We start from the raw sequence: 12,483 nt of genomic DNA, 5'->3' as shown, positions 1-12,483 counted from the left end.
CCCCATACCGCCCGCCAGAGCCGCCCTCCCGCACCGGGAGTGCGGCTCTGGCATGTCAGGCAGGTAAAAGAGGGCCGCTTTCCCACTCCGGGGGCGGCCCTGGCACGTCGAACACGTAAAGAGCGCCCCCGCCGCTCGGGGGCAACGGCGGGGACGCTCATCTGTCTGTCGTCCGGCGGCGGCCGAGTGTTACACGATCCCGCGCAGCCAGTTGCCGAGCAGCCGGTGCCCGTGCTCCGACAGCACGGACTCGGGATGGAACTGGATGCCCTCGACAGGCGCCGTGCGGTGCCGCAGCCCCATGATGACGCCGTCCTCGGTACGGGCGGTCACGTCGAGCTCGGCGGGCACCGTGTCGGGCCGTACGGCCAGCGAGTGGTAGCGGGTCATCCGCACCGGCGAGGGGATCCCGGCGAACACCCCGAGCCCGTCGTGCGACACCGCGCTGGTCCGCCCGTGTACGAGCTCGGGCGCCCGCGACACGGTGGCACCGTAGGCCAGGCCGATCGCCTGGTGCCCGAGGCAGACGCCGAGCAGCGGCAGGCCGCGCAGGGCCGCGTGGCGCACCAGGGGGACGCTCACGCCCGCCGCCTCCGGCGTGCCGGGCCCCGGGCTCACCAGAACGCCGTCGAAGCCGTCGGCGTCGCTCACGCGGACGTCGTCGCGCGGGCGCACGTCACACGTGGCGCCCAGCTCACGCAGATATTGGACGATGGTGTGGACAAAGCTGTCGTGGTTGTCCACGACCAGCACGCGGGTCATTTCCGTACGGTCACCTCGTCGAGCGTCACCGCGGGTTCGAGAAGCGGGAACACGGCATACCAGAGTACGACGCCCGCCACGGCGACCAGCACGGTGGCCGCCAGCAGCTTGGTGCCCGTGCCGCCCGGCAGCCTGTCCCAGAGCCATCCGTACATGTCATTCCATCCTGAGCTCGGTCTTCTTCAGCACGCCGAACACGATGAGCCGCTGGGCGGCGGAGTATTCGGGATGGCAGGTCGACAGCGTGATGTAGGCCCTGATGGGCTTGGTGTCGGGCTTGCCGGGCACCGGGGCGATCACGTCGACCTCGTCGGGGTAGACGACGTCCTGCGAGGTCACCCGGTAGGTGTAGCGGGCCTCGGGGGAGTCGACGATGATCTCGTCCCCGCGCTGGAGCTCGTCGATCCGGTTGAACGGCGCCAGGTACGTGGTCCGGTGACCCGATATGACGAAATTTCCGATCTGTCCGGGGAGGGCGGTGCCGGGGTAGTGGCCCGGGCCCTTCTTCAGGTGCTCCGCGTCCACGCCCTCGACCACGGCGTAGTGGTAGTCGCGCCCGAGTCTCGGGATGCGCAGCATGGCCACGGCCCGGCCCAGCTCGATCTTCCGGAGCTTGGCCGGCTCCGGGCGCGAGTGTTCCTCCACCAGCTCCTGCTGCAGTTGCACCTGCATGCGCTGGGTATAGACGCCCGTCCCCCACAGCAGGTAGGCGCAGAACAACAACAGGATCAGGCCCGCGGTGATGCTCGATTCCCCCGCGGCCCGCAGCACGGCCCTCACTCACTCAGCGTAAGCGCGGCCCATCCGGACGCCGGGGATCGCCATCTCATGCGCGTGGCGACTATCCTGGGCACGCTTCCACTACGCTCAAAACTATTACGCTCAAAACGGTTACCTCTCAAAACGAATAGCCTGTGGACGATCCGGATGCCCAGGCGCCCAGCAGGAGTTTCCAGTGCCCAAGTCCAAGGCTCGCAAGAAGGCGGTCTACACGCCGCCGCAGAAGTCCCAGCAGGTCACGGTCAGCCCGCGCTGGCTGGCTCCCACGATGGTGGTGTCGTGGATCCTCGGCATCCTGTGGATCGCCGTCTACTACGTGGCGCCCAGCGCACCCTTCATCGGCGATCTCCACAACTGGAATCTGCTGATCGGGTTCGTCTTCATCATCTTCGGGGTCGTGCTCTCCACCCGCTGGCGCTAGTTTTTTCCACAGTTTTTCCACACCCTGGGGAAGTCAGCCCACGCCGCCCAGGAGGGCCGAGGATCTGACGGCCACGAGCACGACCAGGATGGCCAGCGCTCCCACGACCGTCAGCACTTGCCAGAGGGTCCTGTTGCTCTTGGGAGCGTAGGCCAGGGCCCCGGCAAGGGCCGATCCCGTGATCAGGCCGCCGATGTGGCCGGTCCAGCTGATGCCGGAGACCAGGAAGGTTATCGCCAAGTTGATCGCGATCAGCACGGCGATGCCGCGTACGTCCATGTTCAGCTTGCGCCCCACCACGAACACGGCGCCGAACAGGCCGAAGATGGCTCCTGACGCCCCGACCGTGTACTGGCCGAGCGGGTCGAGCCAGTAGCCGAGCACCGAGCCGCCCAGCGCGCTGACCAGGTAGACGGCCAGGTAGCGGGTGTGCCCGAAGGCCCGCTCCAGGTAGGGGCCGACGACGTAGAGCGCCCAGCAGTTGAACAGGATGTGGAACGGCCCGTCGTGCACGAACGCCGACGTGAGCAGCCGGTAATACTCATGCCCGGCGACGACGTTGTACGGCCGCATGGCCAGCTCTGCCGTGACCGCGTTGCTCGTCAGATATTGGGCGCCGAAGACGAGCACGTTGAGCGCCAGGGTCACCCAGGTGACGTATGGCGTGGTGACCACGGCGCCGCCGAACGCCGACCGCGCCTGGCGTACCCCTCGATTGCCCTCGCTCACGCACTCGGGGCACTGGAAGCCCACGGCGGCGTCGCGCATGCAGTCGGGGCAGATGGGGCGCTCACAACGCTGGCAGCGGACCCAGGTCTCTTTGTCGGGGTGCCGGTAGCACGTCGGCACGGCCTCCGCGGGCTGCTCTGGCTGCGGGGGCGGGCTGGGCGGCTGGCTGGTCATGACCGCAGCCTATGGCCTGCGCGGCAGTGCCGCGCTGGCGTGTTCAGCCCGCCCCGTGCGCCTTGGGCGGCCCAGGACGGTTCGCCTGGGTCAACCCTGGATGGTACGTCTGGTCAGCTCACATAGGTCAGCCCCGGACGATGCGTCTGGTCAGCTCTGGACGCGGTCGATCGTGACCGACTCCAGGACCACCTCGTCGATCGGCTTGTCGCGCTGGCCGGTCGGCGTCTTGGCGATCGCGTCGACGACGTCCTGGCCCTCGATCACCTCGCCGAAGATGGTGTGCTTGCCGTTGAGATGCGGCGTGGGCACGACCGTGACGAAGAACTGCGAGCCGTTGGTGCCCTTGCCGAACCGGATGCCGGCGTTGGCCATGGCCAGGAGGTAAGGGCGGTTGAAGTAGAGATCCGGGTGGATCTCGTCGTCGAAGTCGTAGCCCGGGCCGCCGATGCCCTCGCCCAGCGGGTCACCGCCCTGGATCATGAAGCCGGGGATCACCCGGTGGAAGATCGTGCCGTCGTAGTAACGGCCGGTGCTCGTCTCCCCGGTGCCCGGGTGGGTCCACTCACGGCCGCCTTCGGCGAGCTCGACGAAGTTGCGGACCGTCTTGGGCGCCTTGTTGGGGAAGAGTTCTATCTTGATATTTCCGCGATTTGTCTGCAGGTTTGCGATCAGCTTCTCGGCCACGAGACAGCTGCCCCCCTCTATGTACAAGGTTGGTTTTGTGGATTTTGATGACCACGGTCGTTAGGCCGCAAAAGCCATCCTGCCACGGACGGCCATGATTGAGCCGCTTCGCTACGGGAAGGTCAGGCTCGGGGCCCCATCAAGCAGGGGAGGTTGTTGTGTCCCTGACACTGAAAAATCGCCGCGTGGTCATCGTAGTCCCAACCACGTGGATGGGCCGTATGAAGGCCCGGGCCATGAGAACTGGCCGGCAAATGGCGCCGATGACGGATCAGGCCAAGGTGATGGCGGACCAGGCCAAGGTGGTCGCCGCTCATCGCATCGAGGACGCCCGCTACTGGGCGGCCCCGAGGCTGGAAGAGGTCGCGCATCGGGTCGAGGATGAGCTCGCCCCCAAGGTCAGCGCCATGCTGGTCAACGCCGCCGAGCGGATCGACCCGACCCCGCGCAGGTCGCGGGGGATGCCGGTGATGATCCTTCTGACCGGTATCGCTGTGGGCGCGATCGGTTATCTGTTCTACCGGCGCAACGCCCAGCGGTGGACCGAGCACATGAAGGACTCAGCCTCGGACGCGTCGCAGTGGGCCAGCGGCAAGGCGGACAAGACCGCGGACGCCACCGAGAGGATGGCGTCCGAGATGTCCGACAAAGCGGATGAGGCATCGCGCAAGATGACGTGATCCGCGCGAAAGCGCGCCCCCCGCTCGATCGAGCGGGGGGCGCGCTTCGCATTGAGGGCCTTCGCGAGTCTCTGGGGGCGCGCTTCGCGTTGATGCCCTTCGCGGTCTCTGGAGGGCGCCGTTCGGCGGTTGCGTGTTCGGGGGCGTGTTTCCGCCCGTAGGCGTTGACGTCCATACCAAGCGCTTGCTACAACCGGCGGCATGGCGCTGTCCCCGCTCGACGACTACCCCATCCACCAGGCGGCTCAGGTCATGCGGCACGTGGCGACCTCGGACCGCAACTTCTACGACCGCTACTACTTCAACTGCCACGCCGGCACCGACGAGCTCATGCTGATCGTCGGCGCCGGCCAGTACCCCAACCTGGGCGTCACCGACGCCTTCGCCTGCGTCCGCTACGACAACCTGCACCGGGTCGTCCGCGCCTCACGCGAGCTCGGCACCGACCGGATGAACACCGAGATCGGCCCGTTCCAGGTGAAGGTCATCGAAGGGCTCAAACGGCTCCAGATCATCCTGGAGCCCAACGAGCATGGCCTGTCCTTCGACCTCACCTGGGAGGGCACGATCCCGGCGACGCTCGAGCCACGGCACTTCGTCCGCTGGCAGGAGCGGGTCATCTTCGACTCCGTACGGCTGGCGCAGACCGGGCTCTGGTCCGGCCACATCCGCATCGGGGACGACGAGATATCCGTCACCCCTGACCGATGGCAGGGCACCCGCGACCGGTCCTGGGGCATCAGGCCCGTCGGCGAGCCCGAGCCGCCGGGCATCCAGGCGAAGAACGCGGGCAGCTTCTACTGGTTGTACACGCCCATGCGGTTCGACGACCACGCGATCCTCTGCATCATCCAGGAGGACGAGAAGGGCCGCCGCGTCCTGGAGGAGGCCACCAGGGTCTGGTCCGACGGGCGCGAGGAGGAGTATCTGGGCCGGCCCGAGTACCACCCTGTCTACGCGCCCGGGACCCGGGACGTCGTCGAGGCCACGATCACGTTCTCGCCTCCCGGCGGCAAGGCGTTCGACGTGCGGTGCACCCCTGTGCTGCCGGTCCACCTCATGGTCGGCACCGGTTACGGCCTGGAGCCGGACTGGAAGCATGGGATGTACCAGGGCGCGGAGCCGGTCGTGCAAGGCGTGACGTACACGCTGCCCGACGACGCGTCCAAAATGTGGGGGATGGTCGACGCCGTGGGGCGCTTCGAGTACGACGGGCTCGTGGGTCACGGCCTGTTCGAGTACTGGGCCCTGGGGCCGCACCCGTCGCTCCCGGAGTGAGTGAGCGCGCCCCCGTCGATGCGCACCCGCCAGGTCCGAGTGAGCGCGCCCGCCGTACACCCCCGGTGCTACGGCGGGCGCTGCCCTCACTTAATCGGCTCGCACTTGACGGCGACCGTCTTGGCGAAGGTCTTGGTCGGTAGGCTGCCGTCCTCCGTCGGCTGGGCGATGCCCGTCTTCCCAGCCTCGGCCGGCTCGCCGCCTTCGGCGGTGAACCCCTCAGCGGGCTTGGCCGGGAGCGCCTTCGTGACCGCCCCCTCGGGGATCGCCCCCTCCGGGAGCGACTCGATCTCGATCGTCTGGTCGTCCCGGAGGCGCAGGGCCACGCCGCCCTCAGGCGCCTTCTCGCCCGGCTTGGCGACGAAGTCCTTGGTGGGGCGCGCCCGCTCGGCGAACGCGATGGTCTTGCCGTCGCTCGTCGTACACGTCACCTTGACACCCGGGACGGACGACGGAGCCTCGTCGGCCATCGCGGATCCGCCCAGGCCTGTGAGCACGAGCACGCCCACCGCGCCGAGGACCGCGAGACGTCGCTTGAACATGGAATCTCCTTGCTGGAAACGATCGGATGCCCCGAGCCTGGCCCGCCGTACCTGAAGTGATCCTGAAGGCGCCCTAAATGATCTTCAGGTTGGCTTTAGGTTGGGTGCGGGACCCTGTTCGGTGTGCGAGTGCTACTGGTGGAGGACGAGCAGCGGCTGGCCGATCTGGTCAAGGGCGGCCTGGCGGGTGAGGGGTTCGCCGTCGACGTGGCCTATGACGGGCGCGACGGGCTCTGGATGGCCTCGGAGAACACGTACGACGTGATCGTGCTCGACGTGATGCTGCCCAGGCTGAACGGCTACACCGTGTGCTCACGGCTGCGCGAGGCCGGCAACTGGACGCCGATCATGATGCTCACCGCCAAGGACGGCATCTACGACGAGGCCGAGGCGCTCGACACGGGCGCCGACGACTATCTGGCCAAGCCGTTCTCGTACGTGGTGCTGCTGGCCAGGCTGCGGGCTCTCGTACGGAGAGGCGGGCATGAACGGCCGGTGACGATCACGGTCGGGGACCTGGTCGTGGATCCGGCCGGGCTGCGCTGCCGCCGGGGGGAGGTGCAGATCGCGCTGACGCCGAAGGAGTTCGCGGTGCTCCACGGGCTGGCGCGGCGGGCCGGCGAGGTGGTCTCCAAGAGCGAGCTGCTGGCGCAGGCCTGGGACTTCTCCTACGACGGGGATCCGAACATCGTCGAGGTGTACATCAGCGCGCTGCGCCGCAAGATCGACCAACCGTTCGGCAGGACGACCTTGGTGACGGTGCGTGGCGCCGGGTACCGACTGGAGGCGGCATGACCTGGTGGCGCGGACCCCTGACCTTGCGACGGCTGCCCGTGGGGATGGCGTCCGTACGGCTGCGCGCGACCGCGGCGGCGACGCTGGTGGTGGCCGTGGCGCTGGGGCTGGCGGCGGTCGTGCTGGTGCTGGCGCTGCGGGGCAGCCTGCAGAGCAGCGCGGGCGCGGAGGCGGCCAGGAAGGCCGTGGCCGCGGCTCCGTACGCGGAGACCGTCGACCTGACCGCCACACTCAGCCGGCCCACAGCCGTCCAGACGCCCGCCTCCGGGACGCCGGCCACAGCCGGACGGGCACGCCCGTCCAGCGACGCGCCGGCAGGAGGGCCGACCGCAACCGGATGCACGCCGGCAAGAGGGCTGACCGCGGGCGAATGGGCGCGCACCTCCAGCGACGCGCCGACGGCGGGGCCGACCGCAGGCGGGCAGGCGCGCCTCTCCGATGACCTGGTGGCCGGGTCGGCGGTTCAGCCGGCGCTCGCGCTGCGGGTCGCCGATCCGGACATCATGCTCACGACAGTGGGGACCCCGGCGGCGACCGACTGGGCGCAGGACAGCGGGTTCGCGGTCGCGCGCATGCCCGTGTCGACGGCCGGTGGATCGGGGATGATCTTGGCCAGGGCCTCGCTCTACGGTGCCGACCAGGCGCTGGAGACGCTCAACGGCGCCCTCCTGCCGGGAGTGCCCGCGCTGCTGCTCGTGGTGGCGGGCATGACCTGGTTCTCGGTCGGCCGTACGCTCGCCCCGGTCGCGGCCATCAGGGCCAAGGTGGCCGACATCACGGCCCGCGACCTGCACCAGCGGGTGCCCGTGCCCAGCTCGGGCGACGAGATCGCCGCCCTGGCGACCACCGTGAACGGCACGCTCGACCGGCTGGAGACGGCCGTCGAGACGCACAAACGGTTCGTCGCGGACGCGGCGCACGAACTGCGCAGCCCCATCGCCACCTTGCGGGCCCGGCTGGAGCTGGCCGAGCAGAGCGAGCTGACCGCCGAGGCGCTCGCCGACGTGGAGCGCCTCCAGTCGCTCGCGGCCGACCTGCTCCTGCTGGCCAAGCTCGACGCGGGTGAGCCGCTGCGTACGAGCGACCTCGACCTCGGCCAGGTGGCGGCGGAGGAGTCGCTGCGTATCAAGCGGCGGCCCGAGCTGCGGATGGAGCTGGACGTCGAGCCTGACGTCGTCTTCCAGGGCTCGCGGGCGCACCTGGCCCGCCTGGTGACCAACCTGGTCGACAACGCGGTACGGCACGCCGCGGCGGTCGTACGAGTGCGGGTACGCCAGGAGGACGGCCAGGCCGTGCTCCAGGTGCTCGACGACGGGCCGGGGATTCCGGTGGGGCAGCGTGAGGCGGTGTTCGACCGGTTCACCAGGCTGGACGAGGCGCGGGCCAGGGATGTCGGCGGGGCCGGGCTCGGGTTGCCGATCGCGCGGGACATCGCGCTGCTGCACGGCGGAACACTGCTCGCCGAAGAAGGTGGATTTATCGCAAGATTTCCCCTGAACCACTAGCCACTTCTCATCGTGTGGTTAGTTGAAGGAGGCAATCATGCTCACACGCCGTGCACTGATCACCCGAGGTGGCGCCGCCGCAGGCGCAGCAGGAGCCGTTTTCCTGTGGGCGCGACCCGCCGAGGCCGAAGAGGAGGCCGCCGGTCCGGTCCTGGCCAGCGCCAAGAGCATCCCGGTCGGCAAAGGCAAGATCGTCAGTGGCAAGTACGTGATCACCCATCCGTCGAAGGGCGTCTTCAAGTGCTTCAGCGCCATCTGCACCCATCAGGGCTGCACGGTGGCGAGCGTGAGTGGAGGCAAGATCCACTGTCCGTGCCACGGCAGCCAGTTCAGCGCCCTGACGGGTGCGGTGGTACAAGGTCCGGCCAAGCGGCCGCTCGCCAAGAAGAAGATCAAGCTGGTGAAGGGCAAGATCAGGCTGGCGTGATCGGCGGCGCGTACATCGTGACGCGCTGATAGATCTCGAAACCGGCTCGGGCGTAGACGCCGACGGCTCCCGTGGGGTTGCCGGCGTCTACGCTCAGCGATGATCAGCGGCCTAAGTGAGGTGCGCGGAGCACCCCAAGTCTCCTCCTAACTGAGCGAGCCGCTCGGTGAACCCCTCGCGTGTCGCCTGGTCGAAGCCGATGAAGAACCGGTTCGCCAGCGGTACCGCCCACCGCAGCCACTCCGCGACGTTGTACACCCGATGGACGACGAGCGTGCCCTGCGGGTGCCCGTCCAGCGACCATTCGCCCCGGTACCACCAGCCGCCCTGGTAGGCGATCGAACGGTCGGTGACCTCGACGGTCAGGGTGTGACCCGGTAAGTCTTCGACGGTGAACCGGCCCTCGCCTTTGACCAGCGGATCACGGTTGACCAGCGCCTCGAGTACCCGCTCAGGTGGCGCCTCGACCACCCCCGACACCTCGACGAGCAGGGACTTCCTCATGGCGTGCGCACCCGGGTGTTCTGGAACGAGGCGAAGCGCCAGCCGCCGGGCGTGCTGACGGCGGTGAAGGTGACGATCGAGTCGCGGCTCGGGTCGGGGCGCCCGTCGACGGTCGAGCCGCCACCGGAGATCACCAGCGCGACGCCGTCTCCCAGCGGCTTGACGATGGGCTCGCCGCCGCCTCCGGTCAGCTTGATCGGATTCTGGAAGAGCTGCCGGTGGGCGACCTCGATGGCCTCCCGGCCCTGGAGGTGCAGGCCGAAGAAGGTGATGTAGTCGGCGTCCTCGGTGAACAGCGCGGCGTAGGCCGCCGCGTCGCCGGCGTTCCAGGCTTCGGCGAGCCTGGCGAGGAGGTCTCTGATCTCAGTGGACATGGCACTGCTCCTGTTGTCGCGGCGCCTATCCTGAGACTGCGAGTCCTGGACAGGGCAGGCGCCTTGTTCGGATTTCCGGCCGCTGGGGTGTTGGCGCACCCCGGCGGCCACTCAACTTTCCAGCACTTGCTCCATCAGCGACTGCTTGACCGTGCCCGACCAGTCGAGCTCGCCCTTGTCCAGCCGGTCGAGCACACTGCGCAACCAGGCCAGCTCGGCCGTGTAGAGGGCCTGCTCACACTCCATCTCGAGCATGAGGATCTCCGGCAGGCCGTTCTCCGCCATCGCCCGCCGGTGCGCCTCGATGCCGCTGATCGTCCCCTCGATGGAGGCCGTACGCGTGCGCAGCGCCCGCTTGGCGTCGGGCACCTGCAGCGCGCCGATCAGGGAGACGGCGGCCACCAGCGTGCGCCGGTCGGCATCCGGCTGCTCCAGCATCCTGCGCAGCCTCGTCGCCAGCTCTTGGCGGCCCTCCTCGGTGATCTCGTAGACAGTCCGCTCGGGCCGGCGGCCTTCGCGGTCGGTCTTCGTCGGCACGATCAACTCGTCCTTCGCCAGCCGCTCGACCGCGTGGTAGAGGCTGCGCGGCAGCCCGGTCACGTAGTCCTTGTGCGTGTCGACGATGAAGCGGTGCAGCTCATAGGGGTGGCTGGCACGTACCGAGAGCATGGCGAGCACGGTCAGCCCTACCAGGTCGTGGCGTCGTGCCATGATGCCTCCTTCTATATTGCAATATGCACTATAGAAAACGACGGTACGGCTGTCCAGCCTGGTGCGCGACGGTCAGGCCAGTTGGCTGTCGAGCTGCAGGAAGGCCCGTTCGATGGCCTGCCTGGCGACGTCCTCGGGATAGGGGAACCGGGTGATCAGGTCACGCAGCCCCTCCACGTGCGCCCGCGTGGCGAGCTCCGCCACGGCGACCAGCTCGGCCTGCTGGGCGACGGCGAAGGCGCGGTCGACCACCGCGCCGTGCCCCGGCACGATCACCCGCTCGGGCAGCTCGGTCAGCATCGCGGCCACCGTGGCGGGCCAGTCGAGCGGGTAGGAGTCGCCGAAGGCCGGCGGGGCGCCCTCTTCGATCAGGTCACCGGCGAACACCACCCCGGCGTCGGGTACGTGCGCCACGATGTCGTTGCTGCTGTGGCCCAGGCCGAAATGACGCAGGTGCACGATCCGGCCGCCGATGTCGAGCGTGGCCGTCGAGGTGAACGTGTGGTCGGGCGCGACGATCTCCACCTCTTCCAGCTCCGCCCGCCGGTCTTCGGGCAGGCGCTCGATCCACTTGGCCCGCTGCTCCTCGCCGTACAGCTCGATCTCCTCGGCGCACCTGGAGTGACTCCAGATCTCGCCCGGCAGGAACATCGCGTTGCCGAAGTAGTGGTCGAAGTGGGAGTGGGTGTTGACGACCGTCCACGGGCTGGTGGTGACCCGTTTGATCGCCTCGATCAGGTCGGCGGCCTCCCGGTGGGACACGCGGGTGTCCAGCACCAGGCAGTGGTCGTCACCGACGATCAGACCGACGTTCATGTCGAAGGACTCATGGCGCCGGACATAGACCCGGTCGCCGATTTCCCGCCACTGCTCGTTCATCGCTCGATCCTGAATCTCCCGTGGGACCCTGCCAGAACTCTACTTACGATCGCAACAGGCCATATGCGTTTCAGGTCGTGATCTACACCGAAGATCCGTACCGGCTCGGGGACAGGACGGCCGCGCGTGGCGGGCCGTCGAACGGGGAAGGCTTCGTTACGACACGTGCTCGACCGATGACATAGGGCAATCAGTGGAGCGTCAGGAGCGCGTCGTGGGCGGGGGCGGCTGACCCGGACAGCCAATGTCCTCAATGCTCATCTGCCTGGCATCAGTGGGTTGCTCTCCCCTCAACTCCGCGTCACACGTGGTTGTCAAGTTCGGTTTGTCGGCTGCCTTCCCAAGCCAGAGGAGCCCCCATGTTCCCCCGACTCGGAGCCATCATCGCCACGTCCCTCGCCGCCCTCGCCACCGTAGCCCCCACAGCGACCGCCACCCCGTCATCGGCGATCTACTTCGAAGCCCCCCAGGCCACGGTCGTCGCGCATCGCGGAGCCTCCGCGGACGCGCCCGAGAACACCATCACCGCGTTCCAGCTGGCCGACAAGCTGGGCGCAGACGCGTTCGAGCTCGACGTTCAGGAGACCAAGGACCACAAGCTCATCCTGATGCACGACACGACACTGTCCCGCACCACGGACGTCGAGAAGGTCTTCCCCGACCGGGCGCCCTGGCGGGTCGGCGACTTCACGCTCGCGGAGATCAAGCGGCTGGACGCGGGCTCGTGGTTCGCCGCCAAGTACGACGGCGAGCCCGTACCGACCCTCGGAGAGACTCTGAGCGAGATGGACGGCAGCGGCCTCAGCCTGCTCCTGGAGATCAAGGCACCGGAGCTCTACCCGGGCATCGAGAATCGGGTCGCCGACGAGCTGCGGAAGAACGCCTCATGGCTGAGCTCCGGCCGGCTGGTCGTGCAGTCGTTCAGCTGGGCCTCGATGCGTACGTTCCACCGCGCCATGCCCCAGGTGCCCATCGGCCTGCTCGGCACGCCGGCCATGGCGGACCTGCCGAGGGTGGCGGCCTACGCCACCCACATCAACCCGCCGTACGGCAACATCACCGAGCAGTACGTGCGGCGCGTCCACAGCCTGGGGATGGCGGTCTTCGCCTGGACGGTGGACGACCCCGACGTCATGCGTCGGCTGATCGGCTATGAGGTGGACGGCATCATCACCAACAAGCCGGACACCCTCGCGTCCCTGGCTCGATAGGACGCCCCTGGTTGCCCGTCGTCC

At 68.4% G+C, this 12,483-nt stretch carries 17 protein-coding genes; 7 read left to right on the top strand and 10 right to left on the bottom strand.

Annotation, left to right across the window (positions count from 1 at the left end):
• Window positions 1–189 precede the first annotated feature (189 nt).
• Genes ACQP2T_RS00675 through ACQP2T_RS00665 form a run of 3 tightly spaced genes read right to left on the bottom strand, consistent with a single transcriptional unit; the run spans window position 190 to window position 1,542 of the window.
• On the bottom strand, window positions 190–762 hold the full coding sequence (locus tag ACQP2T_RS00675; RefSeq protein WP_358534086.1) for an anthranilate synthase component II: 573 nt from the start codon (window positions 760–762) through the stop codon (window positions 190–192).
• The gene (locus ACQP2T_RS00670; RefSeq protein ID WP_358176611.1) at window positions 759–917 is read right to left on the bottom strand and encodes a hypothetical protein; all 159 of its coding nucleotides are present in this window, start codon (window positions 915–917) and stop codon (window positions 759–761) included. Before ACQP2T_RS00670 ends, ACQP2T_RS00675 begins: the two co-directional genes overlap by 4 nt.
• A gap of 1 nt (window position 918) precedes the next feature.
• Window positions 919–1,542: a class E sortase gene (locus ACQP2T_RS00665; RefSeq protein ID WP_433514252.1), complete on the bottom strand. Its 624-nt coding sequence runs from the start codon at window positions 1,540–1,542 to the stop codon at window positions 919–921.
• A gap of 175 nt (window positions 1,543–1,717) precedes the next feature.
• Here ACQP2T_RS00665 and ACQP2T_RS00660 point away from each other — a divergent pair, with 175 nt between their 5' ends.
• Window positions 1,718–1,963, top strand: coding sequence for a cell division protein CrgA (locus ACQP2T_RS00660; RefSeq protein WP_357938355.1), 246 nt, complete (start codon window positions 1,718–1,720; stop codon window positions 1,961–1,963).
• Window positions 1,964–1,996: 33 nt separating this feature from the next.
• Here ACQP2T_RS00660 and ACQP2T_RS00655 read toward each other — a convergent pair whose 3' ends face one another.
• Together ACQP2T_RS00655 and ACQP2T_RS00650 are read right to left on the bottom strand one after the other, a co-directional pair.
• Window positions 1,997–2,866 (bottom strand): rhomboid family intramembrane serine protease, encoded by an 870-nt coding sequence (locus ACQP2T_RS00655; RefSeq protein WP_433514251.1) that lies wholly within the window; start codon window positions 2,864–2,866, stop codon window positions 1,997–1,999.
• Window positions 2,867–3,016: 150 nt separating this feature from the next.
• On the bottom strand, window positions 3,017–3,553 hold the full coding sequence (locus ACQP2T_RS00650; RefSeq protein WP_433514250.1) for a peptidylprolyl isomerase: 537 nt from the start codon (window positions 3,551–3,553) through the stop codon (window positions 3,017–3,019).
• A 263-nt stretch (window positions 3,554–3,816) separates the two neighbouring features.
• On the opposite strand from ACQP2T_RS00650, the gene ACQP2T_RS00645 reads away from it, so the two are divergent.
• Window positions 3,817–4,233, top strand: coding sequence for a YtxH domain-containing protein (locus tag ACQP2T_RS00645; RefSeq protein WP_433514249.1), 417 nt, complete (start codon window positions 3,817–3,819; stop codon window positions 4,231–4,233).
• Between the two features lie 201 nt (window positions 4,234–4,434).
• Window positions 4,435–5,511, top strand: a complete 1,077-nt coding sequence (locus ACQP2T_RS00640) for a hypothetical protein (protein WP_433514248.1) — start codon at window positions 4,435–4,437, stop codon at window positions 5,509–5,511.
• 86 nt (window positions 5,512–5,597) lie between these two features.
• Here ACQP2T_RS00640 and ACQP2T_RS00635 read toward each other — a convergent pair whose 3' ends face one another.
• Complete coding sequence (locus tag ACQP2T_RS00635) at window positions 5,598–6,053, bottom strand: hypothetical protein (RefSeq protein WP_433514247.1); 456 nt, start codon at window positions 6,051–6,053, stop codon at window positions 5,598–5,600.
• A 123-nt stretch (window positions 6,054–6,176) separates the two neighbouring features.
• On the opposite strand from ACQP2T_RS00635, the gene ACQP2T_RS00630 reads away from it, so the two are divergent.
• The 3 genes from ACQP2T_RS00630 to ACQP2T_RS00620 are packed head-to-tail and all read left to right on the top strand — an operon-like array spanning window position 6,177 to window position 8,780.
• A complete protein-coding gene (locus ACQP2T_RS00630) occupies window positions 6,177–6,848 on the top strand; it encodes a response regulator transcription factor (protein ID WP_357938343.1) in 672 nt (223 codons plus the stop codon).
• Window positions 6,845–8,353 carry a sensor histidine kinase gene (locus tag ACQP2T_RS00625; RefSeq protein ID WP_433514246.1) on the top strand — a complete coding sequence of 503 codons (1,509 nt, stop codon included), beginning with the start codon at window positions 6,845–6,847 and terminating at the stop codon, window positions 8,351–8,353. The genes ACQP2T_RS00630 and ACQP2T_RS00625 overlap by 4 nt, the downstream gene beginning before the upstream one ends.
• Before the next feature lie 37 nt (window positions 8,354–8,390).
• Entirely contained in the window at window positions 8,391–8,780 is a 390-nt protein-coding gene (locus tag ACQP2T_RS00620; protein WP_433514245.1) for a Rieske (2Fe-2S) protein, read from the top strand.
• 111 nt (window positions 8,781–8,891) lie between these two features.
• On the opposite strand, the gene ACQP2T_RS00615 is transcribed toward ACQP2T_RS00620, so the two are convergent.
• The 4 genes from ACQP2T_RS00615 to ACQP2T_RS00600 form a co-directional block, all read right to left on the bottom strand.
• Complete coding sequence (locus tag ACQP2T_RS00615; protein ID WP_433514244.1) at window positions 8,892–9,284, bottom strand: hypothetical protein; 393 nt, start codon at window positions 9,282–9,284, stop codon at window positions 8,892–8,894.
• Window positions 9,281–9,658 carry an SgcJ/EcaC family oxidoreductase gene (locus ACQP2T_RS00610; protein WP_433514243.1) on the bottom strand — a complete coding sequence of 126 codons (378 nt, stop codon included), beginning with the start codon at window positions 9,656–9,658 and terminating at the stop codon, window positions 9,281–9,283. Before ACQP2T_RS00610 ends, ACQP2T_RS00615 begins: the two co-directional genes overlap by 4 nt.
• Window positions 9,659–9,769: 111 nt before the next feature.
• A complete protein-coding gene (locus tag ACQP2T_RS00605) occupies window positions 9,770–10,369 on the bottom strand; it encodes a PadR family transcriptional regulator (RefSeq protein WP_433514242.1) in 600 nt (199 codons plus the stop codon).
• 72 nt (window positions 10,370–10,441) lie between these two features.
• The gene (locus ACQP2T_RS00600; protein ID WP_433514241.1) at window positions 10,442–11,248 is read right to left on the bottom strand and encodes an MBL fold metallo-hydrolase; all 807 of its coding nucleotides are present in this window, start codon (window positions 11,246–11,248) and stop codon (window positions 10,442–10,444) included.
• Between the two features lie 359 nt (window positions 11,249–11,607).
• On the opposite strand from ACQP2T_RS00600, the gene ACQP2T_RS00595 reads away from it, so the two are divergent.
• Window positions 11,608–12,459 (top strand): glycerophosphodiester phosphodiesterase, encoded by an 852-nt coding sequence (locus ACQP2T_RS00595; RefSeq protein ID WP_433514240.1) that lies wholly within the window; start codon window positions 11,608–11,610, stop codon window positions 12,457–12,459.
• Window positions 12,460–12,483 lie beyond the last annotated feature (24 nt).

It is taken from the genome of Nonomuraea sp. CA-143628, from assembly GCF_050942315.1.
Classification (GTDB): Bacteria; Actinomycetota; Actinomycetes; order Streptosporangiales; family Streptosporangiaceae; genus Nonomuraea.
Note: the sequence above shows the minus strand (reverse complement) of the source record. Positions and strands in the feature narration are given on the sequence as shown.

Excerpts from the sequence above, each read along its gene's own strand:
- ACQP2T_RS00610 (WP_433514243.1), bottom strand. The coding sequence starts at position 9,658 with ATGTCCACTGAGATCAGAGACCTCCTCGCCAGGCTCGCCGAAGCCTGG.
- ACQP2T_RS00640 (WP_433514248.1), top strand. The coding sequence starts at position 4,435 with ATGGCGCTGTCCCCGCTCGACGACTACCCCATCCACCAGGCGGCTCAG.
- ACQP2T_RS00605 (WP_433514242.1), bottom strand. The coding sequence starts at position 10,369 with ATGGCACGACGCCACGACCTGGTAGGGCTGACCGTGCTCGCCATGCTC.
- ACQP2T_RS00595 (WP_433514240.1), top strand. The coding sequence starts at position 11,608 with ATGTTCCCCCGACTCGGAGCCATCATCGCCACGTCCCTCGCCGCCCTC.
- ACQP2T_RS00600 (WP_433514241.1), bottom strand. The coding sequence starts at position 11,248 with ATGAACGAGCAGTGGCGGGAAATCGGCGACCGGGTCTATGTCCGGCGC.
- ACQP2T_RS00675 (WP_358534086.1), bottom strand. The coding sequence starts at position 762 with ATGACCCGCGTGCTGGTCGTGGACAACCACGACAGCTTTGTCCACACC.
- ACQP2T_RS00615 (WP_433514244.1), bottom strand. The coding sequence starts at position 9,284 with ATGAGGAAGTCCCTGCTCGTCGAGGTGTCGGGGGTGGTCGAGGCGCCA.
- ACQP2T_RS00655 (WP_433514251.1), bottom strand. The coding sequence starts at position 2,866 with ATGACCAGCCAGCCGCCCAGCCCGCCCCCGCAGCCAGAGCAGCCCGCG.
- ACQP2T_RS00670 (WP_358176611.1), bottom strand. The coding sequence starts at position 917 with ATGTACGGATGGCTCTGGGACAGGCTGCCGGGCGGCACGGGCACCAAG.
- ACQP2T_RS00620 (WP_433514245.1), top strand. The coding sequence starts at position 8,391 with ATGCTCACACGCCGTGCACTGATCACCCGAGGTGGCGCCGCCGCAGGC.
- ACQP2T_RS00645 (WP_433514249.1), top strand. The coding sequence starts at position 3,817 with ATGACGGATCAGGCCAAGGTGATGGCGGACCAGGCCAAGGTGGTCGCC.
- ACQP2T_RS00635 (WP_433514247.1), bottom strand. The coding sequence starts at position 6,053 with ATGTTCAAGCGACGTCTCGCGGTCCTCGGCGCGGTGGGCGTGCTCGTG.
- ACQP2T_RS00625 (WP_433514246.1), top strand. The coding sequence starts at position 6,845 with ATGACCTGGTGGCGCGGACCCCTGACCTTGCGACGGCTGCCCGTGGGG.